This window comes from Desulfovibrio legallii, from assembly GCF_004309735.1.
Classification (GTDB): Bacteria; Desulfobacterota; Desulfovibrionia; order Desulfovibrionales; family Desulfovibrionaceae; genus Desulfovibrio; species Desulfovibrio legallii.
In genome coordinates this window covers 100,593-123,264 of record NZ_SIXC01000007.1, presented here as the reverse complement: position 1 = coordinate 123,264, position 22,672 = coordinate 100,593, and the positions used below count along the sequence as shown (strand labels likewise).

The window sequence follows — 22,672 nt, the reverse complement described above, 5'->3', positions numbered from 1 at the left end:
TCCTTCGGGGGCGGGGCGCCCCAGGCGGGCTCAAAAATCCTTTTGTTTTGTGCTGCGGTTGCTCAGATCCCGGCTGCCAGGGCCTGGCGCACCTGTGCTGCCTGTCGGGCGGCTGTGGCCGCATAGCTGTTGCGGCCGCGAGTGAAGCGCCAGACCGGGCTGTTGAGGGAAAGGTTCACTTCACGGGTGAAGTTTTCCACTCCTTCAAAGCCGCCCAGGGCGTGTTTGCGTTCGTGGTTGTGGTCGCAGAAGGCCATGCCCAGCTTGTAGGCCAGGGGCCTTTCCTTGACGCCGCCCACCAGGATGTCCGCGCCTTTTTCGCGCATAAAGGTTTCCAGCTCCGCGGGGTTGGCGTCGTCCAGGATGACCGTGCCGGGGTTGACCAGGCTTTCAATGACTTCGTAGTCTTCGGGCTTGCCCGTCTGGGTGCCTACCACCACGGTTTCGATGCCCATTTCATTGAACTGCCGGATGAGGGAAATGGCCTTGAAGCCGCCGCCCACAAAGATGGCGGCTTTTTTCCCGACGAAGTGGGGTTTGTACCGCTCCAGAAAATCTGTAGCCCTGGCCGCGCGTTTCCTGATTATGGCTTCAGCCTTGGCTTTGGCTGTAGTGTCGCCCAGGCGTTCCGCCACCTGCCGCAAGGCGGTGGAGGTGTCTTCCACGCCGAAGAAGCTGGCGCGCATCCAGGGCACGCCCATTTCATCCTCCATGCGACGGGCCAGGTACATCATGGAGCCCGCGCACTGCACAATGTTGAGCTGGGCCGCCGGGGCGCGGGTAAGGGCCGCATATGAGGCGTCGCCGGTCATGGTGGCCACCACGGGGATGCCCATTTCTTTGAGGTAGTTTTTGATGATCCACATTTCGCCGGCCAGGTTGTAATCGCCCAGGATGTTCACGCCCTTGGCGCGGGGCTGGTCTGCATGGGGTTGCATGAGCTGTATGAGGGCGTTGCAGGCCATGCGGTAGCCCGTGGATTTGGTGCCGGAAAAGCCCGGCGCTTTGACCGCAATGACACGGATGCCGTGCCGCTCCTCGGCCCGGCGGCACACGGCCTCCACATCGTCGCCGATGACGCCCACAATGCAGGTGGCGTAGACAAAGATCAGCCTGGGCTTGTAGTGAACCACGGCTTCGTCAATGGCGCGGGTGAGTTTTTCCGCGCCGCCGAAGACAATGTCTTTTTCCTGCAGGTCTGTGGAAAAACTGTTGCGATACAATTCCGAACCACTGGTGAGGCTGCCCCGGATATCCCAGGTGTAGCTGGCGCAGCCAATGGGTCCGTGCACGATGTGAAAGGCGTCCGTAATGGGGTTGAGCACCACGCGCGCGCCGCAGTAGACGCAGGCCCGCTGGCTCACGGCCCCGGCCACGCTGGCCGTATCGCAGCGCAGGCCGTCGCCGCTGCAGCAACTGCGGCCTTTTTCCTGTATGGAGGTGCGGCGTTCTTCCAGAATTTCCATGCTCATGACAACCCCCTTGGGGAGGGCGGGGGAGGTTCCCCCCGGCCCTTGTTTGTGTGCCGTATGGCGTGCGGCCTTGCGGCCTTACATAACCAGATCCATGTCTTCGTCGGCGCAGACGCGGTCGTATTCGTCCATGAGCGCGTCGGCAATGCGGGTGGCCAGCAGAAAGGCCCCCCGGTAGCCCACCAGGGGCAGGGAGGGGTGGCCGTACCTGTCCAGAATGGGAAAGCCCGCCCGCACCAGCGGAATGCCCTCGGCCTTGGCTATCTGTTTGCCGTGCGAATTGCCCAGCAAGAGGTCCACCGGCGCATTTTTGATGTGCTGGTGCAGGTCAACAAGGTCTTTGGCGGCAAAGGCCTTGCATTCTTCTTCCTTGCCGTATTCCTTGAACAGGGCCGTGGCGAGCTTGACAAAAGCCTCGCCGGGCGTGCCCGTGAGGACGTAGCTGGGCGTCATGCCCAGTTCCAGGCAGAGGCGGGCCAGGCCCAGCACCGTATCCGGGTCGCCGTACACGGCCACTTTTTTGCCGTAGTAGTAGGGGTTGGCGTCCAGCATGAGATCCAGCAGACGGCCGCGTTCTTCTTCCAGGGCGGCGTCCACCTCCCCACCGTTGAGGTTGGCCAGGGCCATGATGAAGGTGTCTGTATCGGCCAGACCGATGGGCAGCGGCAGCAGGTCGTAGTCCACAGCACACTTGCGCTTGAGCTGGGCGGCGGGTTCGTCGCTGGTGAGGCGCCCCAGGGCCAGCACCTTGCGGCAGGAGCCCAGAGCTTTGATCTCCTCAATGGTGGTGCCGCCTTCGGGGTACATCTGGTACTTGCCGGTCATGGGCGCGTCCATGACGTTGCTGCAATCTGGAAACATGATGCTCTTGAGCTTCATGTGCCGGAGCAGGTGCTTGTATTCGCGCACGTCGCCGGGGTTGACGAAGCCTGGGAACACAGCCACGTTTTGCGTGGCCGTGCCTTTGGCGGCCAGGTACTTGATAAATCCCGCCATCATGTTGCCGAAGCCCGTGATATGTGAGCCCACATAGCTTGGCGTGTTGCAGTGCACCACATATTTGCCGTCGGGGATGTCCATTTCCTCAATATAGGTATTGAGGTCGTCGCCGATGGTTTCGGAAAGGCAGGTGGTGTGCACGGCGATGATGTCCGGGTTGTAGACGTCAAAGGCGTTTTTGACGCCCTGCCGGATGTTGGGGCCGCCGCCGAACACGCAGGCGCCTTCGGTGAAGGAGCTGGTGCAGGCTATGGCCGGTTCTTTAAAGTGTCTGGTGAGGTAGGTGCGGTGGTAGGAAACGCAGCCCTGGGAACCGTGGCTGTAAGGCATGCAGTTGTGCACGCCCAAGGCCGCAAAAAGCGCGCCCACGGGCTGACAGGTCTTGCACGGGTTGATGAGGATGCCGGTGCGGTTCAGATGGGTTTTGGGGGTGAGGTCAAGCATTACTTTTCTCCCACAGAGCCTTGCAGGGTGGCGCGGGTCTTCCAGGGCGGGGTGACCATGTGCCACGCGGGGGTGAAGTAGCCCATGCAGACGTCGTGGCCGAACTGCACGGCGCCCTTGAAGCCCGCATAGGGCCCGCTGTAGTCATAGCAGTGCAGCTGGCGGGAAAGGGTTCCGGCCTTTTGCAGGGCGTATTTATCCTTAATGCCGGAGAAGAAGATGTCCGGCTTGAGCACTTCCACAAACTTATCGGCCTCGTACATGTTCAGGTCGTCCACCACATAGGACCCGGCGGCCATATCGCGGATCATGCCGTCGTACTTTTCCAGCGGGATGGTTGCGGCCAGCTTGTCGTACTGCTCCTGGGTGAGGAAGGCATGGTATTTTTGTTCGTCTTTGCTCACTTCCAGGTGTTCGATGTTTTTACTGTCCGCGTCTTCCTTGATATTGGGGAGGATTTCGCGGCCTTCGTAGTCGTCGCGGTGGCCGAATTCGTAGCCCGCCAGCACGGTGCTTACGCCCAGTTCCTTGAGCAGGCCCTGGTAATGGTGCGAGCGGCTGCCGCCCACAAAGAGCGCGGCGGTCTTGCCGTTGAGGCGGGCTTTGTAGGCGGCCATCTGGTCCTGGATTTCGGCCAGTTCTTCGGCGATGACTTCTTCCGTGCGCTGGATAAGGGCCGGGTCGCCAAAGTAGGCGGCCATGTGCCGCAGGCTTTCAATGGTGCCTTCAAGGCCGATGAAGTTGACCTTAAGCCAGTCCACGCCGTACTTGGTTTTCATCATTTCGGCGATGTAGTTGATGGAGCGGTGGCACTGGACCAGGTTGAGGTTGGCCTTGTGGGAACTGGCGATGCGCTCCACCGAACCATCGCCGGTGAAGATGGAGACCACTTCATAGCCGATCTTCCTAAGGACGCGTTCCTGTTCCCAGCCGTCGCCGCCGATGTTGTATTCGCCAAGAATGTTGACGGTGTACTTGGTGGCCGGTTCGTAGCTGCCGGTGCCGATGACTTTTTTCATCAGGCCGTTGTTGGCGATATGGTGGCCGGCGGACTGGCTCACGCCTTTGTAGCCTTCACAGCTGTAGGCCACGCAGCGGATGCCGTATTCCTTTTCCGCTTCGGCGGCTACGGCCTGGATGTCGTCGCCGATGAGGCCCACGGGGCAGGTGGCGGCAATCATGATGGTCTTGGGGTGCATAAGCTCCATGACTTCATCAATGGCTTTCTTGAGCTTCTTGGTGCCGCCGAAGACGATGTCCGGCTCCTGCAGGTCGGTAGTGAAGCAGTACTGGATGAAGTTGGGGTCGTCCCCTTCGGCCTTGGCTTTGTTGCGACGGGTGCCCCAGCTGTAGAAGCCGCAGCCCACGGGGCCGTGGGTGATGAGAACCATATCCTTGATGGGGCCCAGCACCACGCCTTTGCAGCCCGCGTAACAGCAGCCGCGGTTGGTCATGATGCCGGGAATGGCGCGGGTGTTGGCGATGATTTGCTGTTCCGCCGCGGGATCAACCCGGAGCATATGCTCCTTGCGATTTTTGAAAACCTTGGCGTTGTAGCGCTCCAGCACTACGGCGTTGGCGTCCATTGTCATACTCGTTACCTTCCTTATGCGTCGGTGCGCTCACCGGTGCGGACCACATAGGATTCCCCCACCGGCATGACGAAGATCTTTCCGTCGCCGGGATGGCCCGTGCTGTTGGCGGCGATGATGGCCTGCACCACGGCTGCCGCTTTGTCGTCGGGCACGCAGATGTTGAACAGGCGCTTGGGGATAAGGCGGCCCACTTCTGTAAGGGCTTCGCCGTCGGGGGTTCGGGGCAGTTCGCCGCTTTCCATGACCATGCGCAGGGTCGCGGGGTCCATGCCCTTTTTGCCCCGGCCCAGGCACTTCATGCACGTGAAGGAGGGGCAGCCCGCCTTGGCCAGGGCCTCCTTGGTGGGGGCCACCATATTGGCGCGGACCATTGCTACTATTTCCTGCATGACGGCCTCCTAAAGCCCGGACTTGCCGCTGCTGATGGTCCAGGATTCGCTTACGGGGGCCACAAAGATGCGGCCGTCGCCGTAGTGCCCGTCGCCGGTTTTGGCAGTGCGCAGAATCACGCGGACGGCGTCGTCCTTATCCTCGTCGCTGACCACCAGCATGAGCATCTGCTTGGGGATTTCGTCATACTGGATGTCGCCGACCATGATGCCCTTTTGTTTGCCCCGGCCCACCACATCGAGCTTGGTCACGGCGGGGAAGCCCGCGGCCAGCAGCTCGGAAAGCACTTCTGTGGTTTTTTCGGGGCGGATGATGGTGCGGATCATTTGCATGGGGGTTCTCCGTAATGGCTTTGGGGTGTTAGGCTTCCAGCAGACCATGTTCCATAAGCAGCTCTTCCAGGCGTTCCTGGGAGAGGGGCTTGGGCACCACAAACATATCGTTGCCGTCTATCTTCTGGGCCAGGGTGCGGTACTGACCGGCCTGCGTGCAGGAGGGGTCGAACTGGATGACGGTCTGCTTGTTGATTTCCGCGCGCTGGACCATGTTGTCGCGCGGGACAAAGTGGATCATCTGCGTGCCGATCTCCTTGGCCACGGCGGAGACAAGGTCGGCCTCGCCGTCCACGTTGCGGCTGTTGCAGATGATGCCGCCCAGGCGCACGCCGCCGGTGTTGGCGTACTTTTTGATGCCCTTGCAGATGTTGTTGGCCGCGTAGAGGGCCATCATCTCGCCTGAGGCCACGATGTAGATTTCCTGGGCTTTGCCTTCGCGGATGGGCATGGCAAAACCACCGCAGACCACGTCGCCGAGGACGTCGTAGAAAACGTAGTCCAGATCGTCGGTGTACGCGCCCAGGCGCTCCAGCAGGCCGATGGAGGTAATGATGCCGCGCCCGGCGCAGCCCACGCCGGGTTCGGGCCCGCCTGATTCCACACAGCGGATGCCCTTGAAGCCTTCCTTCAGAACCAGATCAAGGTCGATGTCCTCGCCTTCCTCACGCAGGGTGTCCAGCACGCTCTGCTGGGCCAGGCCGCCCAGGATAAGGCGGGTGGAGTCGGCCTTAGGGTCGCAGCCCACGATCATGATGTTCTTGCCCATCTCGGCCAAGCCGGCGTTAAGGTTTTGTGTGGTGGTGGACTTGCCGATGCCGCCCTTGCCGTAAATAGCTACCTGTCGCATGTTGGTTCCTCGTGGTTTAACGTTGCGCGCCTGTGCGCTGTTCACGCTTTGTGCAGAAAGTGTGCCGTAATTATAACTTACTTAAATATAATAATATTTTTATTATTTTTGCGCGCAATTAAAACAATTTTGTAAAAAGTAACTTTACTGTTGAAAAAAGCTGTTTCATATAACATTCTGTAAAAACACAGTAAAAATTTTGAGTTCAGTCTCAGACATTTTACGCAAAACTATTTTGTACTGTCGAATTTCGTGATTATGGTACTAAAGAAATTTCACGATATTACGAAAAGGTACGAGGGGGCGAGTGGTGTAGCCTGATTGCCGGCATCTGCGGCATTTTGAGAGGGGGGTGTCCCTTGTCAAAAAGGATTCGCGGGAGTACGTCTGCCGCCCGGAAATCGTGTATATTTAAAGGGGAGAGAAGGGCGTGAAAATCGGTTTGTTGAAAAAAATATTGTTGGGAATACTGCTGCCGGCCATTGCCGGGCTGCTTCTGGTGGCGGGGGTAAGCTACAAAATGGCGGAGCAAGCCCTGCGCGGGCAGATCCGTACGGATATGACCGCCCTGCTGGAAAGTCAGAGCATTGGTCTGAACGGCGTCTTCCTGGGGCTTACGGAATCGCTGAAGACGCTTTCAGAAAATCAGCGTATCAGCGATTACATCGACGCCTATGAGCGCGGCGACGATCCGGATCTTTTGCAGGGCAGGCTGGCCCAGCGCACGGATCAGGCCCTGCGCTCCTTTACGGACAACAACCGCAGCGTTTATTTTGCCGGGTTGCTGGCTCCGGATGGCACAGTGCTGGGGCACCATCTCAAAGGCGCGACCCAGGCCAGTGAAAAATTTGTCGGCACCAGCTTTGCCGACCGGAGCTACTATGCCAAGGCACGGCAGGGTGAGCCCTGCGTTGAAGGCATCATCAGCGCTGCTACGGGCAAGACGGCCACGGTAGTGGCTTTTCCCATCAAGCGCGACGGCAGGGTGGCGGCCATTGTGATGGCGGGCATTGCCAACGCCGACTTGGCTGCCGGCACCACCAATTTGATCAAGGTGGGCAGCAAAGGGCAGGTCTATGCCTATGATCTCAAAGGCCATATGGTGCTGCACTCCGACATCAAGCGCATGGGCAAGGACGAAAGCGCCAGCCCCCATGTGCAGGAACTGTTGCGGCAGGGGCAGGGCCGTACCCGTTTTGTCAACGCGCAAGGGGAGGAAAAGGGCCTTTATTACAGAACGATGCCCGTGGAAGGCTGGGTTTTGTGCGTGGAGTTTGACCGGGAAGAAATTTTCAGCCCCGTGCGCGATATGCTGGGCAACAGCGCATTGCTGACTCTGGGCTGCGCGTTGCTGGTGGGCTTTATTATTTTTTGGGTCGTGCGGGGCATCGTGCGGCTTTTGGGCGGCATTTCCTCCTTGGCCGAAGCCGTGGCCGGGGGCCGTCTGGAGTTGGACGCCAAGGAAAATACCCTGCTGGACACGGCCCGGCGTCGCGGGGACGAATTCAGCGTGCTGGGGCAGGCCATGGGCCACATGGTGGGCAACATCAAACAATTGCTGGACGAAAGCGCAGCCAAGACCCAGGCGGCGGAGCAGGCCGGGGAAGAAGCCCGACAGGCCACGGCCAGGGCCGAAGAAGCGGCCCGACAGGCCGAAAGCGCCAAGCAGGAAGGCATGCTTGCCGCCGCCGGCCAACTGGAAGAGGTGGTCAGCGTTATTTCCAGTGCATCCAGTCAGCTGGCGGCCCAGGTGGAGCAGGTCAACCGGGGGGCCTCCGCCTCGGCACAACGCCTGGGCGAAGCCGCTACAGCCATGAACGAAATGAACGCCACCGTGCAGGAAGTGGCCAAAAATGCCGCTGAGGCCTCCGGCGCTGCGGAAAACACCCGTGTCAGCGCCACCAATGGAGCCGAAATCGTGCGCGGCGCTCTGGAGAGCATTGGCGAAGTGCATTCCGTTTCGCTGGCCCTTAAGGACGACATGGGCAAACTTAACGAGCACGCCCTGTCCATCAGCAAGATTATGGGCGTCATTTCGGATATAGCGGACCAGACCAATCTGCTGGCCCTCAATGCGGCCATTGAGGCGGCCCGCGCCGGTGAGGCGGGGCGCGGCTTTGCCGTGGTGGCCGACGAAGTGCGCAAATTGGCCGAAAAGACCATGGCCTCCACCAATGATGTGGGCAACGCCATCAAGGCCATTCAGGAAAGCACGGCCCAGAGCGTGGAGGCCATGGATTCAGCTCTGGGCGCGGTGGAAAAAGCCACCAGATATGCGCAGGATTCCGGCGCGGCCCTGCACCAGATTGTGGAGAGCGTAGGCGGCGCGGCGGACCAGGTCAGCGCCATTGCCACGGCCAGCGAGCAGCAATCCGCCGCCAGCGAGGAGATTAACCAGTCCATAGTCCAGGTCAACGACATGTCCGGGCAAACTGCCACCGCCATGGACGAAGCGGCCAAGGCTGTGGCCGAACTGGCGGCCCAGGCCCGCCGTCTGAGCGATCTTGTCGCTGATATGAAACGGGGCTAAGCCCACAAGGCTTTTGCAAAGCACAACCGGCGTCACGCCGCACGGGCATTCCTTCGTGCGACGTGACGCCGATTTATATTGCATATGTCAATGGATGGGCATCAATCCTGGTGGGGTCTGCCGATGCGGTCCAGCAATTCTCCCTGGGCGTCAAAGCGTACCGGGCGCGGCTCGTGCACCAGGCTAAAACGTTCTGTATCCGTAAGTTCGCGCAGTACGGCCTCGGTGGCAAAGAATTCTGTGAGGTAGAGGGTGTTGGGCACCCGCACCAGGCGCAACTGATCCTCTGGAATGCTCCGCAGGCAGAACATCATGGTTTCCAGGGCTTCCTGCTCCGTGTCATACCACGTGGGCAGAAAGGCCCGGGTCACAAAGGTGGTGGTGAGGTTGTTGAGGTAGGTGGCCTTACGGTCCACCTTGTCCACCAGCTTCTGGGTAGTGAAATCCACCAAGCCTATGCCTGTGGCGTTGCCGTGGGATTCCTCCGTGAGGTCCAGCACGGAAACGTAACGGATCTTCGGGCTTGCCGGTTCGGCTTCGCCGGTAATGCGCAGGCGGCCGATAATGTTGGTGTCTACCCCCGTGCCGCTGAAGTTTTTGCCCATTTCTTCCACCACCAGGCCGTGCAGGCTGTCCACGGGCAGGGCGGGCATGAGGGTCTTGGACCAGGCAAGCAGCTCCACTTCCCGCTCAATCATAGCCTCAGCGGGCAGGGCTTCAATAAGCGCTGTTTCTTCATAGGCATTTTCCACAATGGCCACGCCGCCGATGACGGGCATCTTTTTCAGAATGATCTTGGCCACATCTACCAGCAGGCGCGGCAACTGGGATTGCCCCAGGCTGTGAAACTGCCCGGCCCCGCCAGGGCCGCCCAGACCCACCACCAGTTTTTTGCACATGCCGCTTTCCACACAGCCCTTGAAGGAGGTGTGGGTCTTGACGCGGTTTATAGGGATGATGGCGTCCACGGAAAAGGCCGAATCCAGCATATAGGCCACGAGCCCGTCCGGAGTCTGGCCGATGCTGCGGCAGGTGTCGCAGGTAATAACCTTGACGCCCATGTTTTGTTCGGTAATGCCCAGACTGTCGAGAACCTCTTTCTGCCCCTGGGCCGTACCACCGCCGTGGCTGCCCATGGCGGCCAGCAGCACGGGGGTTGCGCCGCACTCGCGCACCACGGCGATGGCGGCTGCCAGCATGGGGCAGATGTTCTGGATGCCGCGGCTGCCGGCGGTAATGCCCACTGTAGCGCCGGCCTGGATGCGCGGCGCAAGGCGACGCATCTGGGCAGTCATTGCGGCAACGGGGTCGTCCACCCTGGGGCGCGTGAAGCTCTGGCGCACGCGGGCCATGGGCGGTAAGGGTTTGCGCGTTGTACTCATTTTTGCTTTGTCTCCTTGTCAGTACAGGCCGATAATGGGAAACCAGGCCACAGCGGTGAGCGCCCAGGCCGCCCAGGCAAACAGGCCCACGGCAAAGGCGGCCTTGAGCTGGTCGCTTACCGTATAATAGCCTGCGCCGAACATGATGATGTTGCCCATAGTGTTGAAGGGCAGGAACAGGGCGTAGCCCATGAGGATGGCCTGGGGCAGCACAAAGCCGGCCACGGGAAAGCCGAAGCTCTGCGCCAGACCGATGTAGATGGGGATCATGACGCCGGCCATGGCCGTGGTGGTGGACCAGATGATGTGGCTGAAGATGGTAAAGCCCATAAGGCCGATCATCAGAGGCATCATGTCCACATGGGTCAGGCCCAGGCCCGTGATGCCGGACTTGATGACCCACTCAAAGGCTTTGGTCTTGGTCAGTACGTTGCTCAGGGTAATGACGCCGCCGAAGTAGACGAACAGCTCCCACGGGATGGATTTTTGCGCTTCCTTCCAGGAAAGCACGCCCACCTTGGGCAGCAGGATGAGCGTGCTGACCACAAAGGCCACCATGGTGGAATTGAAGTGGTGCCACATATCCGAGGCCCAGAGGATGAGCGCCAGGCTGAAGAAGAGCAGGGCCTTTTTTTCGCGCGGGCTGGTGGGCCCCATGGCGCGCAGTTCGGTTTCCACATATTCCAGCCCGCCGGGGATGGTTTTCATTTCGGGCGGGAAGAGCCAGCGCACCACGTACTGGCTGCCGATGAGCACGATGAGCGTGGTGGGTAGGGCGGCCAGCGCCCAGAAGCCCCAGGAGGTCACGGATGCGGCCGTGCCCAGGGCGGCCACAATCATGCCGATGGCAATGGGGTTGGGGATGGTGGCCGTGAGAAAGCCGCCCGCCGTAATGTTGGAGGCAAAGGTATTGGCGAGGAACAGGGCTTTGCCGAAATTGCTTTTGCCGGGCTCCACGCGGTAGGCCTGGGCCACGCCTTCCACAATGGGCAGCATGGCGGCGGTGCGGGCGGTGTTGGAAGGGGTCAGGGGCGCCACCAGCAGGTTGGCGATCATGGGCGCGAGAATGGCCCCGCCCGGCGTTTTGCCGAACATGCGCATAAGGTGCAGGGCCACCCGGCGTGCCATGCCCGTTTCCGTCATGGCAATGGAAATGATGAAGCCGGTGATAAGCATCCACAGGGCCGGGGAGGCGAAGCCGGAAAGGGCGAAGCCCGCATTGTGGACCAGCGAACCGCCCTTGAGAGCGCCCTCGGCGTTGCCCACCCAGAAGTAGAGCAGGGAAACGATGATGAAGCTGCTGGTGGCCACGGATACGCTCAGTGTTACCCAGAGGATGACCGCGCCGGAAAAGATGCTCAGCAGCTTGTGCTGGGTCAGGTTCATGCCTTCCGGTGTGGGCAGACACCACACCAGCAGCGCCACCAGCACGGCGACCACAGTGCCGTATTTTTTACCGTATTCTTCAAATTTATTTGCCATTAAGGCGCCCCCTCATCCGCCCAGAAGGCGGGGTTAGCGTGTATTTTTTTTCATTGTCGCGGGCTCGGTCAGGCTCCGGCTTCCACGGCAACGATATCCAGCCAGTGGCGTACCTCCTTATTTTTTGCGGTGGCCACGGAAGAAAGCTGCATGACGCAGCCGCTGCAGCCGGTGATGACGTGACGGGCCTCAGGAGCAAAGCCCTCCAGGCATTTGCGGGCCATGTCCATGGAAAGATCCGGATTGCTCATTTTCAGAATGCCGCCCATGCCGCAGCACAGGCCCGCGCCTTTTTTCAGCTCCGGCAGGCCCTGTTGGAGCAAGGGCAGGTCCGGGTCGGCTGTGCCCCAGTGGCAGGGCTGGTGGTAGGCCACCGCGGTTGGCGCATCCGCTGTGGCGTGCAGGCGGGGCTGCTCTAGCAGGGCCGACAGACCCCGGCATTTTTCCTTCCATTGGGCGGCTTCGTCTTCGGGCAGCACCGCGGCGTATTCGTCCAGACTGTGTTTGCACGAGGCGCAGAAGCTCGCCACCAGGGGGCGGCCGAGGTCGCGCCAGACCTGGATATTTTTTTGGCGCACCTCGTCCTGGGCCTTGTAGCGTCCCGCGTGGTGCAGGGTGCCGCCGCAACAGGTAAAGCCGGAGCTGTCCAGCACCTGGTAGCCCCAGGTGGCGAGCAGCTCCCGCGCCTTGGCGATCCAGCGCGGACGGGCGTTGACGGCGGTACAGCCGCTGAACAAGACCACGGGCGTGCCCGGTTTTTTTTGTGTCGGCGTCAGGATGAGCCAGGGCTTAATGGCGGGCAGATCCACCAGGGCACGGGCTGTGGCCAGAGAGGAACGCAGCCCTTCAGGCACGGCCGCGTCGGGCGCGAGCATGGCGATTTTTCCGGCCAGGGGCCAGAGGGGCCCGGCCCGGCGGATCCATATCTCCCAGAGGTTCTGCGTCCAATGGGGATTTCTGGCCCGCGCGTCGGCCAGCAGCTCACTGGTGGAGAGCTTGCGCGCGCAGACGCGCTGACAGCGTCCGCAACCGGCGCAGAGCCGGGCCAGCTGGCGGACGCGCTCCCAGGAGAGCTGGGCCGTGGCGGCGTCGCCGTATTCGGCGTCCAGGGGTTCCATAAGCAGACGTTTGCCCTTGGGGGCGTATTCTTCGCGCTTGAACAGGGCATAGACCGGACAGACGTTGAGGCATTCACCGCACTGTGTGCAACCGCGTTTCATCTTAATACCCCTTGCCGGGATTGAGGATGCCGTGAGGATCAAATACCCGTCGCACGGCGCGCATCAGGGCGTGTTCCTCCTGACCCAGCTGTTTGCCCACATCCTTGAGGCAGCCGCCGCCGTGTTCGCCGGAAAGGCTGCCGCCAAATTCCAGAGCGGCGTCGTCGAGCTCGTGGTGGGTTTTCTGGGTGCGGCGGGCGTCGTCCGGGTCTGAGGCGTCGTAGTGCAGATTCGCGTGGATGTTGCCGTCGCCCGCGTGGCCGAAGCCGATAAGGCGTTTGCCGTTGGCGGCGGCTATTTCCTCAAAGCGGCGTACGGCCTTGAGGATGGAGCCGCGCGGTACGGCCATGTCGCCGCCGATGCGGTCCGGCCCCAGCACATAGGAGGCTGCCGAAACCCTGCGGCGGTAGGCCCAGAGTCTGTCCTCCTCTTCTTTGCCCACGCCTTCCATGCGCCAGAGGGCGTCGTCCAGCTGTTTGGAAAGCCGGGCGTTTTCCAGGGGCACGGTGTCGCGGCTGCCGTCCACCTGAAAAAGCAGCAGGGATTTGACCGTGTCCGGCCAGGGCACTTCACCCGTTTTGGTCAGGATTTCCAGCACGGTTTCGTTCATAAATTCCACGGCGCAGGGCAGAATGCCCGCCGCAAAGACCTTGCCCATGGAGGCCAGCGCCGCGTCCAGCGAGGGATAGCCCACCAGCACGGAGGCCGAGGCTTCGGGTTTGGGGATGAGCTTGAGGGTGAGCTTGGTCACAATGCCCAGGCTGCCTTCGCTGCCCACAAACAGGCGTCCCAGGTCCAGGCCAATGACGTCCTTGTGTGAGCGGCCGCCGAACCTGACCAGCTTGCCGCCGGGCAGCACGGCCTCCAGCCCTAGCACGTAGTCGCGGGTAACACCGTACTTGACGGCGCGCAGGCCGCCCGCGCAGGTAATCACGTTGCCGCCCACGCTGGTGGCCTTGCCGCTGGCGGGGTCCGGCGGATAGAACATGCCCAGCTTCTCGCACTCTGCTTGGAGCAGAGCGGTGTTGACGCCGGGCTCCACTACAGCCACAAAGTCTTCTTTGGAGATCTCCAGAATGCGGTCCATGCCCAGCATGGAAACCACAATGCCGGGCACCGTGGGCACGCAGCCCCCGGAAAGACTGGTGCCGCGCCCGCGCGGGTGGACGGCCACACGCTCCGCATCGGCCCAGCGCATGAAGGCGCAAAGTTGGTCCGCATTTTCCGGCCGCACCATGGCCAGCACCGTGCCCACGCGCAGGCTGGCGTCAGATGCGTAGACGCGCAGTACCTCCGGATCAAAAGACGCGCCATCCTTGAACAAACCTTGCAGAAAATTTTTGTGCTCGTCCGTGAGGGAGGTTTTATATTCCTCTGACATGATGTCCTCCAGTGCGTTGTCCTGCGTCCTTATGCCCGTAATTTTTTGGCCACGGTTTCGCCCAGGAGGCCCAGTTCGTGGATGATGGTGACGCCGGCGGACGAAAGGGCGGCGATTTTGTCTTCGCCGCGGCCTTTACCGCCGCTGATGATGGCCCCGGCATGGCCCATGCGCTTGCCCTTGGGGGCCGTAAGCCCGGCAATAAAGCCGAACACGGGCTTGGGATAGGCGCTTTCGCGGATGTAGGCGGCGGCTTTTTCTTCTCCGTCGCCGCCGATTTCGCCGATCAGGCAGACGGCTTCGGTTTCCGGGTCATCCCGAAACATTTTGAGCAGGTCCGTAAAGTACAGGCCCGGCACCGGGTCACCGCCAATGCCCACGCAGGTGCTTTGCCCCAGGCCCTGGGCCGTGAGCTGGTGCACGGCCTCATAGGTCAGGGTGCCGGAACGGCTGATGACGCCCACAGAGCCGGGTTTGTGGATATAGCCGGGCTGGATGCCGATTTTGCACTGGCCGGGCGTGATGACGCCGGGGCAGTTGGGGCCCACCAGCTGCGTGCCCGTGTCCTTGAGCCGGGCCTTGACCCGTACCATGTCCAGCACGGGGATGTGCTCCGTAATGCAGATAACCAGGCGCACGCCCGCGTCCGCCGCTTCGCACACGGCGTCCGCCGCCACGCTTGCGGGCACGAAAACCACGCTTACGTCCGCGCCTGTTTCCCGCACGGCCTCGGCCACGGTGTTGAACACGGGCACGCCCAGGACGGTTTGCCCGCCCTTGCCCGGCGTGCAGCCCGCCACCACCGTGGTGCCGTAGGCCTGCATCTGCTCTGTATGGAAGCGGCCCTCGCGTCCCGTAAGGCCCTGCACCAGTACGCGGGTATTTTTGTCGACCAGAATGCTCATGCCGTACCTCCGGCGGTTTGGGCCGTATCGCTTCCGGCGGTGAGGGCCGCAATTTTGTGCGCCGCCTCGCTCATGGAGGCCGCCGTTGCAAAGTTTAAGCCGCTTTCCCTGAGGATGCGGCGGCCTTCCTCCACGTTGGTGCCTTCCAGGCGCACCACCAACGGCAGGTGCAGGTCCACCTTGCGGGCCGCGTTGACCACGCCCTGAGCCACAATGTCGCAGCGCAGGATGCCACCGAAAATATTGATAAGTATGCCCCGCACGTGCGGGTCGGAAAGCATGACCTCAAAGCCTGCGGCCACCATCTGTTCGTTGGCCCCGCCGCCCGCATCCAGAAAATTGGCGGGCTCCGCTCCAGCCTGCTTGATGGCGTCCATGGTGGCCATGGCCAGGCCGGCGCCGTTGACCATGGTGCCCACATAACCGGACAGGCGCACGTAGTTTACGCCCAGTTCCCGCGCCTTGCGCTCCAGGGGGTCGCTCTCCTCGGGGTCGTCCAGGGCGGCCACGTCCGGATGGCGTTTGAGGGCGCTTTCGTCAAAGTCCATCTTGGCGTCCAGGGCCACCACGTTTCCGGCTGCGGTCACGGCCAGCGGATTGATTTCCACCAGCACAGCGTCTTTTTCTACGGCCAGGCGCACCAGGTTCTGCACCAGGGCCGCGCCCTGGTTGACCTGCTCCGGCGTGAGCCCGCAGCCAAAGAGCAGTTGCCGCGCCTGGAAGGGCCAGATATGGTGGCCGCCGTCCAGTCTGGCGGTAAAGATGCGCTCTGGCGTGCGCGCGGCCACCTCTTCAATGTCCATGCCGCCGTCGGGCGAGGCCATGACCGTCAGGCGCTGTGCGCCCCGGTCCAGCACTACGGCCAGGTACAGCTCACGGGCAATGTCCGTGCCCTGTTCTACCCAGACCTTATGGACCTTTTTGCCTTCTGGGCCGGTCTGGTGCGTCACCAGCTGCATGCCCAGAATGTGTCGGGCAGCGGCCTCCACCGCGTTCAGACTTTTGCAGACCTGCACGCCGCCGCCCTTGCCACGGCCGCCGGCGTGGATCTGCGCCTTGACCACCCAGACCGGGCCGGGCAGGGCGCCGGCGGCCGCGCGGGCTTCGGTCGGCGTGGCCGCCAGCGCTCCCGTGGGCACGGGCACGCCAAACTGGGCCAGCAGGCCCTTTGCCTGGTATTCGTGAATATTCATGGAGAAACCTTTTATGTGTTGGTGTTGGGGATGTCCTTTCTTGCGGAAGGGGGGGGCCCTGTTGAAAAAGGCCTCCTCCCCCCGCGTTCCCACCCCCAAAACGTTTTCTTCATTCAGGGAACGCCCAGGGCATCCCCTGGCCGGGGGAGGGGGAAAACATCGGGAAGGGGTTTCAGGGGGCGTGCCCTTGTACCCCTTTGCGCCTGTGCCGCTAGAGTATTTAACACTTGAAATGCTCGCTTACGGCAGGCAAAAGCCTGCCTTCTTGCATTTCGTGGCAAGGATTTTCAAGAAAATCCTTGCAGAGCAATTAACTCATTTCATTCGTAAACTGCTCTAGGCCGAAGGCGCGGCCTCGCGGGCCATGTCCGCACCCAGGTGCAGGGCTTTTTTGTTGCTTTCGTGGAAGGCCGGGGCAAAGCGGTCGGCCAGGGCTTTTTCCAGGGATTCCAGACGCACGGCCTTGGTCAGGGCCGCCAGGGCCCCCAGTACGCAGATGTTGAAAGCCTGGGTTTTGCCGTTGAAGGTTTCCTTCACGGCGTGGAACAGGGGCAGACCCACGCGGCGGGCGTCAATGCGGGCCGAGGGATGGACCAGATCGCTGTCATAAAGGCACATGCCGCCGGGGCGGATGAGCGGCAGGTATTTGGTGGCGGATTCGTCCGTGAGGGCCACCAGCACGTTGGGCTGATTGACCTTGGGGAAGAAGATTTCGCTGTCCGCGATGATCACGTCCGAGCGGGTGGCCCCGCCACGGGCTTCCGGCCCGTAGGACTGGGACTGCACAGCCACCAGACCTTCGTAGAGGGCTGCGGCTTCAGCCAGCAGAATGGCCATGGTGATGATGCCCTGGCCCCCGGAGCCGGAGAGAAGAAAACGGTATCTTTCCATGGGGCTACTCCTTGTGGGCCTTGGCGATGATTTTGGCGTATTCCTCGCAGTATTCGGGGCGTTCTTCGTCCACAAACACGCCGCGGGGGATGAGGTGCGGGTTCTCCTCCAGTTTTTTGGAGCCCAGGGGCGCGGTATTGTCTCGGTACCATTCCAGCATCTGCACGGCCCCGCCCATTTTGTTTTTGCGCCCGAAGTAGGTGGGGCACTGGGTGAGGATTTCCACCACGGAAAAGCCCTTGTGCGCAAAGGCTTTTTTAAGCAGGCTGACAATCTCTTTGACGTGGAAGGTGGTGGTGCGGGCCACAAAGGAGGCCCCCGCGCCTGCGGCCAGCTTCACCGTGTCAAAGGCGTGGTCAATACTGTGGTAGGGCGCGGTGGTGGCCAGGATGCCCTCACCGGAAAGGGGCGAATACTGCCCGCCGGTCATGCCGTAGATGCGGTTGTTCATAATAATGGCCACCATGTCGATATTGCGGCGACAGGCGTGGATAAAGTGGTTGCCGCCAATGGCCATGGCGTCGCCGTCGCCCATGGGCACCACCACGTTGAGTTCGGGCCTGGTCATCTTGATGCCCGTGGCGCAGGCTAGGGCCCGGCCGTGCATGGTGTGCATGCTGTGAAAGTCCACATAGCCCGAAATGCGCGCTGAACAGCCAATGCCCGAAACCATGCACATGTTGGAAGGGTCGATGTTCAGCTCCTGCACCGTGTGCAGCAGGTTGTTGAGAATGGTGCCGTGACCGCAGCCCGGACACCAGATGTGGGGGAAGAACCGCTCTCGGATATTCTGCACGCTCATCTCAGAACCCCCTTCCTTCGATAACCCGCATGACTTTGCCTATGTCTGTGGGCGTGACCATGATGCCGTCCATGCGGTTGACCAGGAACACGCGGTCCGGCCGCTGTACCACCTGTTTTACCTGGGTGGTGATCTGCCCCATGTTCATCTCCACTACAAAAATGTTGCGGGCCTTGGCGGTCTTTTCCCGCACCAGCTGGGCCGGGAAGGGCCAGAGGGTCTGCAGCTCCAGCAGGCCGATGCGGTCGCCCTTGGAGCGGCGGGTTTCCACCAGATGCCGGGCGCTGCGCGCTGAAGAGCCGTAGGAAATGATGATGTGCTCCGCGTCCTCCAGGTAAAATTCTTTCCAGCGGGCCAGCAGGTGGGCGCGGTTTTCAATCTTGTCCACCAGGTGGTAGAGCAGTTTGCTGACCTGTTCGGGGTTTTCTGTGGGGAAGCCCCAGATATCGTGGAACAGGCCGGTAACGTTGTAGCGGTGCACGCCGCCGAAGTCTGACATGGGCAGGCGGCCGTCTTCGCGCGGCAGGTAGGGGTGGTAGTTGACCCCGGCGGCCACGTCCGTGTGCAGGCGCTCCACCACGGGCAACTCGCCCGCCGGCGGCACAAAGAGCTTTTCACGCATGTGGCCCACCACCTCGTCAAAGAGCAGAATGACCGGCGTGCGGTAGGTTTCGGCCAGGTTGAAGGCCTCTACCGTGATGCTGAAAACGTCCTGAATGGTGGAAGCCGTGAGCACGATGATGGCGTGGTCGCCGTGGGTGCCCCAGCGGGCCTGGTTCACGTCGCCTTGGGCCACCTTGGTGGGCAGGCCCGTGGAAGGGCCGCCGCGCTGCACATTGACCACCACGCAGGGAATCTCGGCCATGACCGCATAGCCGATGGCCTCCTGCTTGAGGGAAAAGCCCGGCCCGCTGGTGGCGGTCATGGCCTTGGAACCGGCCAGAGAAGCGCCGCAGACCGCGCACATGGAGGCAATTTCATCTTCCATCTGCACAAATTTGCCGCCCACACGGGGCAGCTGCTCCGCCAGATGTTCGGCCACCTCGGTGGACGGAGTAATGGGATAGCCCGCAAAAAAACGCACCCCGGCGTACAGAGCGCCGCGCACACAGGCCTCGTTGCCCTGCACGAAACGGATTTCACCCTCGCTCATGCGGCCTCCTTGCCGTTGCCGGCTTTACCGGCCTTGGCGGTCTTTTCCACCGTCACGGCCAGATCGGGACAGTATTGTTCGCACATGCCACACTCCACGCACAGCTCCGGATTGTGACAGGCCTTGCCCGCGTCATCCAGAGAGAGCGCCTTTTTGGGGCAGAAGGCCACGCAGATGCCGCAGCCCTTGCACCATTGGCGGTTGATGTAGACCATCAGGAATCCCCATTTGGGTGTTGCGCCGCAAATGCGGCTGGTTCAGAAGCCAAGCGGGCGAGCTTTATGTTTTGCGCGCCTCGGTTCCTTGGGAGGAGATGAGCAATCTTTGTGCCAAGCGGCAAATATTTTTAAATAAAGTAAGGCTTTCGGCAGGATGGTGGGAAGGTTGTGGTATCAACTTAATGCTATGCTACATATATGATAGCATCATGCAACAATATGCAACATTATGATGCAAATTGTGTCATGAATGACACAGAAAAGAGAGGGTTCAGCGAAGCCCCAGCTTGCGCATTTTGCGGAACAAGGTGCTGCGGCTGATGTGCAGCAGCCTGGCTGCATTGCCCTGGTGGCCGTGGCAGGCGGCGAGTGCTGCGCGGATGCGCGTACGCTCGTCGGTTTCTTCCGGGACGGAGAGGGGAGGGGCTTGCTGCGGGCAGGGCGCGGCCTGTGGATGGAAGGAAGGGAGAAGCTCGGCCTTGAGGGCCTGTGCGTCCAGCCGGGCCGGGCTGGTTATGCGCAGCCTTTGGATAAAATAGCGCAATTCGCGCACGTTCCCGGCCCAGGGGTGGGCGCGCAGCACCGCCAGGGCCTTTTCATCCAGGGGCGGACTTTCGTTGTCCTGATCGAAGAAGTGGCGGGCCAGCAGCTCTATGTCGCCGGGGCGTTGGCGCAAAGGCGGCAGGGAAAGCACCAGTACGGAAAGGCGGTAGAACAGGTCTGCGCGGAAGCGTCCCTTGCGGACCCGTTCCCACAGGTCGGCATTGGTGGCGGCAATGACCCGCACGTCTACCCGAATGTTGCGGGTGCCGCTGATGCGCAGCACACATTGGGTTTCCAGTACGCGCAACAGGCGTTGCTGGGCCCGGAGGTCCATTTCGCCGATTTCGTCCAGAAACAGGGTGCCCATGTGCGCCATTTCAAAAAGGCCGGGTTTGCCCTTGCGGCTGGCGCCGGTAAAGGCGCCGTCCGCATAGCCGAAGAGCTCCGATTCCAGAAGCGACTGCGGCAGAGCGCCGCAGTTGACGGCCACAAAGGCCTCCTGACTGCGGGGGCTGGCGTTGTGGATGGACTGGGCAAAAAGTTCTTTGCCGGTGCCCGTTTCACCTTGAATCAGCACGGGCTGTCGCGCTGTGGCGAATCTGCGCGCCCTGGCTATGGCCGCCAGGATGTCTGGCGATGCGCCCAGAATATCCTCAAAGGTGTGCTGGGCCGTCATGGCGGCGTCTTCATGGCGGATTTTGCTCTCTTTGGCGGCAATGGCACGGGGTTCCTGAAAGGTGATGACAGCGCCGTGCACGAAGCCAGCCACATGAATGGGAATGGCCGAGAACAGCAGTTTGCGGCCTTCCACCGCCACCATTTCGTCTTCCACGCTGGCCCCGAGCAGCAGGCAACGATCCAGGTGGGGCAGGTCCAGGATACTTTTGAAGGCATAATGGGTGATGTCGTTTTTGAGACGGAGCATGCGCCGGGCCACGGGGTTGACCAGAAGCACACGCCCCGCGGCGTCCAAAGAAACGATGCCGTCGTGGGAATGGTCAATGACCGTTTTGAATTTGAGGCTTTGGGCCTGCTCCAGCTCACGGGCGTAGACAATACGCTGGGCCTCCAGCAGGGCCTGACGGACGGAGGTCTCGCCGCAGATCAGCAGCTGGCTGCACAGGCCCAGGCTTTCGGCAATATTGACAGAGGTTTCGCCGCCTATGACCACGTCCACGCCGTCTTCGGCAGCCTGGGCGATGGCCGCACGCATCTCTTCGGGTTGGCCGCCGCTGGGGTAGATGCGCAGATCCGGGCGCAGCAGGGTGCTGATGGCGGCCAGCTCCTTGTGCAGCTGCGGGTAAGCTACAAAGCCCAGGCGTGGATGCTTCTTGGGCGATTTGGCCGCCGCCTGGTTCAGGACATAGACCAGGTCGCGCATGCTGATGGGCAAAAACACCACAGGAACCTTAATGCCCGCTTCAATGATCTGATTGGCGGACCAGCCGCGCACCACAATAACCTGCGCCCCTTGCTCTTCAGCTTGACGGGCTACGTGCAGCGAACGGCTGAGGCCAGTGAGGTGCAGACGGATTTTGTCCTGCAGGCCCAGTTCAACGGCAACCCTTTGGGTTATTTGGTAGCTGGCGCTTTCAGGAGCGATGACGACAATAGGGGGCATGGTTTCCTCGTCTGGTGCTATGAAAACTATAGGTGGCGGCGGGCAAATGCGCAAGACGGCGGAGGTCGGTGATTTTTTACTCGACCTCCAGGCGTGGATTTGCCAATCTGAAGGGGTACGAAGGCGTAAGCGCAAGGTATTTGCGCTGTTACAGGTCGGGGCGCACGCCGCTCCGCGGGGCCTTTGATAAAAGCATACGAACAGCAACCAACGGAACGCAGCCATGCCAGACATCTCTTTGGGCGACGCCCGCCGACTGGGCGTACGCCTTCTTACCCGGCACAAGGTCAGTGAAAAAAATGCCGCTCCCACGGTAGAATCCCTGCTGCGGGCAGAAATGGAGGGCATTCCCTCTCACGGTTTTTCACGTATTCCCTATTACGTGGGCCAGACAGATACGGGCAAGGTGGACGGCCATGCCGAGCCCGCCGTAACCCGTCCCAAGCCCGGCGTGGTGCGGGTGGACGCCCGTTGCGGCTTCGCCTTCAGAGCTTTTGCCGAGGGCCTGCCGGAGCTTGCCGCCGCTGCGCGCGAACAGGGCATAGCCCTGATGGGGGTATGCAATTCGCACCACGCCGGTGTGCTGGGCTTTCCCGTGGCCGACCTGGCGGCCCAAGGGCTGCTGGCCCTTGGTTTCGCCAACAGCCCGGCCTCTCTGGCGCCCTACGGCGGCTGCAAAGGAGTTTTCGGCACCAACCCTCTGGCCCTGGCCTGCCCGCGCAAGGCCGCGCGGCCGCTGGTCATTGATCTTTCCATGGGGTTGCTGGCCAGGGGCAAGGTCTTGCAGGCCGCCAAAAAAGGTGAGCTCATCCCTGAAGGCGCGGCAGTGGACGCTGAAGGAAAACCCACGCGGGACGCAGCTAAAGCCTTTGCCGGTGCTTTGCTGCCCTTCGGCGGGCCCAAGGGCTACGCCCTGGCCCTGATGGTGGAAATTCTGGCCGGGCTGTTGCCCGGTGCAGCCCTGGCCATGGAGGCTTCTTCCCTGTTTACGCCCGAAGGGCCCGCGCCGCGTCTGGGCCAGAGCTTTATAGCCATAGACCCCGGCAGCCTGGCGGGTGCGGATTTTGCGGACCGGCTGGAGAGCTTGCTGCGGGCCATTACTGAGCAGCCTGGCGCGCGCCTGCCTGGCGACAGGCGTATCCAACGGCGGGAGGCCGCCTTGGCCGCCGGCGGCATTACCCTGCCCGACGAGCTTTACGCGCAGTTGTGCGGTCTGGAGTAATGCGATGCCCTGCCGTGCGCCTTTGTCTTGTACATGGCGGAGTAGGG

At 61.6% G+C, this 22,672-nt stretch carries 19 protein-coding genes; 2 read left to right on the top strand and 17 right to left on the bottom strand.

Features of this window, described 5'->3' with window-relative positions:
• Nucleotides 1-62: 62 nt before the first annotated feature.
• The 6 genes from nifE to nifH form a co-directional block, all read right to left on the bottom strand.
• Entirely contained in the window at nucleotides 63-1,472 is a 1,410-nt protein-coding gene (nifE, locus tag EB812_RS07270; RefSeq protein WP_130957983.1) for a nitrogenase iron-molybdenum cofactor biosynthesis protein NifE, read from the bottom strand.
• Between the two features lie 78 nt (nucleotides 1,473-1,550).
• The gene (locus EB812_RS07265) at nucleotides 1,551-2,915 is read right to left on the bottom strand and encodes a nitrogenase component 1 (RefSeq protein WP_130957982.1); all 1,365 of its coding nucleotides are present in this window, start codon (nucleotides 2,913-2,915) and stop codon (nucleotides 1,551-1,553) included.
• A complete protein-coding gene (locus EB812_RS07260; protein WP_207287335.1) occupies nucleotides 2,915-4,507 on the bottom strand; it encodes a nitrogenase component I subunit alpha in 1,593 nt (530 codons plus the stop codon). Before EB812_RS07260 ends, EB812_RS07265 begins: the two co-directional genes overlap by 1 nt.
• A gap of 14 nt (nucleotides 4,508-4,521) precedes the next feature.
• On the bottom strand, nucleotides 4,522-4,899 hold the full coding sequence (locus EB812_RS07255) for a P-II family nitrogen regulator (protein ID WP_130957981.1): 378 nt from the start codon (nucleotides 4,897-4,899) through the stop codon (nucleotides 4,522-4,524).
• Nucleotides 4,900-4,908: 9 nt separating this feature from the next.
• Nucleotides 4,909-5,232, bottom strand: a complete 324-nt coding sequence (locus EB812_RS07250; protein ID WP_130957980.1) for a P-II family nitrogen regulator — start codon at nucleotides 5,230-5,232, stop codon at nucleotides 4,909-4,911.
• Between the two features lie 28 nt (nucleotides 5,233-5,260).
• Complete coding sequence (nifH, locus tag EB812_RS07245) at nucleotides 5,261-6,082, bottom strand: nitrogenase iron protein (protein WP_118228767.1); 822 nt, start codon at nucleotides 6,080-6,082, stop codon at nucleotides 5,261-5,263.
• Between the two features lie 430 nt (nucleotides 6,083-6,512).
• On the opposite strand from nifH, the gene EB812_RS07240 reads away from it, so the two are divergent.
• Nucleotides 6,513-8,612, top strand: coding sequence for a methyl-accepting chemotaxis protein (locus tag EB812_RS07240; protein ID WP_130957979.1), 2,100 nt, complete (start codon nucleotides 6,513-6,515; stop codon nucleotides 8,610-8,612).
• Nucleotides 8,613-8,713: 101 nt separating this feature from the next.
• On the opposite strand, the gene EB812_RS07235 is transcribed toward EB812_RS07240, so the two are convergent.
• The 11 genes from EB812_RS07235 to EB812_RS07185 form a co-directional block, all read right to left on the bottom strand.
• Nucleotides 8,714-9,994 (bottom strand): nickel pincer cofactor-dependent isomerase, group 22, encoded by a 1,281-nt coding sequence (locus EB812_RS07235; protein WP_130957978.1) that lies wholly within the window; start codon nucleotides 9,992-9,994, stop codon nucleotides 8,714-8,716.
• A gap of 18 nt (nucleotides 9,995-10,012) precedes the next feature.
• Nucleotides 10,013-11,476, bottom strand: coding sequence for an SLC13 family permease (locus tag EB812_RS07230; protein WP_118228770.1), 1,464 nt, complete (start codon nucleotides 11,474-11,476; stop codon nucleotides 10,013-10,015).
• Between the two features lie 68 nt (nucleotides 11,477-11,544).
• Nucleotides 11,545-12,696 (bottom strand): (Fe-S)-binding protein, encoded by a 1,152-nt coding sequence (locus EB812_RS07225; RefSeq protein ID WP_118228771.1) that lies wholly within the window; start codon nucleotides 12,694-12,696, stop codon nucleotides 11,545-11,547.
• Between the two features lies 1 nt (nucleotide 12,697).
• Entirely contained in the window at nucleotides 12,698-14,077 is a 1,380-nt protein-coding gene (locus tag EB812_RS07220) for an FAD-binding oxidoreductase (protein ID WP_118228772.1), read from the bottom strand.
• 29 nt (nucleotides 14,078-14,106) lie between these two features.
• Nucleotides 14,107-14,982, bottom strand: a complete 876-nt coding sequence (sucD, locus tag EB812_RS07215) for a succinate--CoA ligase subunit alpha (RefSeq protein ID WP_118228776.1) — start codon at nucleotides 14,980-14,982, stop codon at nucleotides 14,107-14,109.
• A complete protein-coding gene (sucC, locus tag EB812_RS07210; RefSeq protein ID WP_130957977.1) occupies nucleotides 14,979-16,175 on the bottom strand; it encodes an ADP-forming succinate--CoA ligase subunit beta in 1,197 nt (398 codons plus the stop codon). Before sucC ends, sucD begins: the two co-directional genes overlap by 4 nt.
• Nucleotides 16,176-16,511: 336 nt before the next feature.
• Nucleotides 16,512-17,066: a 2-oxoacid:acceptor oxidoreductase family protein gene (locus tag EB812_RS07205; RefSeq protein ID WP_118228778.1), complete on the bottom strand. Its 555-nt coding sequence runs from the start codon at nucleotides 17,064-17,066 to the stop codon at nucleotides 16,512-16,514.
• Nucleotides 17,067-17,070: 4 nt separating this feature from the next.
• The gene (locus tag EB812_RS07200) at nucleotides 17,071-17,868 is read right to left on the bottom strand and encodes a 2-oxoacid:ferredoxin oxidoreductase subunit beta (protein ID WP_118228779.1); all 798 of its coding nucleotides are present in this window, start codon (nucleotides 17,866-17,868) and stop codon (nucleotides 17,071-17,073) included.
• Nucleotide 17,869: 1 nt separating this feature from the next.
• A complete protein-coding gene (locus EB812_RS07195) occupies nucleotides 17,870-19,021 on the bottom strand; it encodes a 2-oxoacid:acceptor oxidoreductase subunit alpha (RefSeq protein WP_118228780.1) in 1,152 nt (383 codons plus the stop codon).
• Nucleotides 19,018-19,236, bottom strand: coding sequence for an indolepyruvate ferredoxin oxidoreductase subunit alpha (locus EB812_RS07190; protein ID WP_207287333.1), 219 nt, complete (start codon nucleotides 19,234-19,236; stop codon nucleotides 19,018-19,020). The genes EB812_RS07195 and EB812_RS07190 overlap by 4 nt, the downstream gene beginning before the upstream one ends.
• A 274-nt stretch (nucleotides 19,237-19,510) precedes the next feature.
• The gene (locus EB812_RS07185) at nucleotides 19,511-21,403 is read right to left on the bottom strand and encodes a sigma 54-interacting transcriptional regulator (RefSeq protein WP_165450913.1); all 1,893 of its coding nucleotides are present in this window, start codon (nucleotides 21,401-21,403) and stop codon (nucleotides 19,511-19,513) included.
• Between the two features lie 223 nt (nucleotides 21,404-21,626).
• Between EB812_RS07185 and EB812_RS07180 the strand changes: the two genes are divergently transcribed.
• The gene (locus tag EB812_RS07180) at nucleotides 21,627-22,625 is read left to right on the top strand and encodes an Ldh family oxidoreductase (RefSeq protein WP_130957975.1); all 999 of its coding nucleotides are present in this window, start codon (nucleotides 21,627-21,629) and stop codon (nucleotides 22,623-22,625) included.
• Nucleotides 22,626-22,672: the final 47 nt, after the last annotated feature.

Coding starts and splice junctions, on each gene's coding strand:
- nifH (WP_118228767.1), bottom strand. CDS start 6,082: ATGCGACAGGTAGCTATTTACGGCAAGGGCGGCATCGGCAAGTCCACC.
- EB812_RS07260 (WP_207287335.1), bottom strand. CDS start 4,507: ATGACAATGGACGCCAACGCCGTAGTGCTGGAGCGCTACAACGCCAAG.
- EB812_RS07200 (WP_118228779.1), bottom strand. CDS start 17,868: ATGAGCGTGCAGAATATCCGAGAGCGGTTCTTCCCCCACATCTGGTGT.
- EB812_RS07230 (WP_118228770.1), bottom strand. CDS start 11,476: ATGGCAAATAAATTTGAAGAATACGGTAAAAAATACGGCACTGTGGTC.
- sucD (WP_118228776.1), bottom strand. CDS start 14,982: ATGAGCATTCTGGTCGACAAAAATACCCGCGTACTGGTGCAGGGCCTT.
- EB812_RS07190 (WP_207287333.1), bottom strand. CDS start 19,236: ATGGTCTACATCAACCGCCAATGGTGCAAGGGCTGCGGCATCTGCGTG.
- EB812_RS07235 (WP_130957978.1), bottom strand. CDS start 9,994: ATGAGTACAACGCGCAAACCCTTACCGCCCATGGCCCGCGTGCGCCAG.
- EB812_RS07250 (WP_130957980.1), bottom strand. CDS start 5,232: ATGCAAATGATCCGCACCATCATCCGCCCCGAAAAAACCACAGAAGTG.
- EB812_RS07195 (WP_118228780.1), bottom strand. CDS start 19,021: ATGAGCGAGGGTGAAATCCGTTTCGTGCAGGGCAACGAGGCCTGTGTG.
- sucC (WP_130957977.1), bottom strand. CDS start 16,175: ATGAATATTCACGAATACCAGGCAAAGGGCCTGCTGGCCCAGTTTGGC.
- EB812_RS07220 (WP_118228772.1), bottom strand. CDS start 14,077: ATGTCAGAGGAATATAAAACCTCCCTCACGGACGAGCACAAAAATTTT.
- EB812_RS07185 (WP_165450913.1), bottom strand. CDS start 21,403: ATGCCCCCTATTGTCGTCATCGCTCCTGAAAGCGCCAGCTACCAAATA.
- EB812_RS07255 (WP_130957981.1), bottom strand. CDS start 4,899: ATGCAGGAAATAGTAGCAATGGTCCGCGCCAATATGGTGGCCCCCACC.
- nifE (WP_130957983.1), bottom strand. CDS start 1,472: ATGAGCATGGAAATTCTGGAAGAACGCCGCACCTCCATACAGGAAAAA.
- EB812_RS07265 (WP_130957982.1), bottom strand. CDS start 2,915: ATGCTTGACCTCACCCCCAAAACCCATCTGAACCGCACCGGCATCCTC.
- EB812_RS07225 (WP_118228771.1), bottom strand. CDS start 12,696: ATGAAACGCGGTTGCACACAGTGCGGTGAATGCCTCAACGTCTGTCCG.
- EB812_RS07180 (WP_130957975.1), top strand. CDS start 21,627: ATGCCAGACATCTCTTTGGGCGACGCCCGCCGACTGGGCGTACGCCTT.
- EB812_RS07205 (WP_118228778.1), bottom strand. CDS start 17,066: ATGGAAAGATACCGTTTTCTTCTCTCCGGCTCCGGGGGCCAGGGCATC.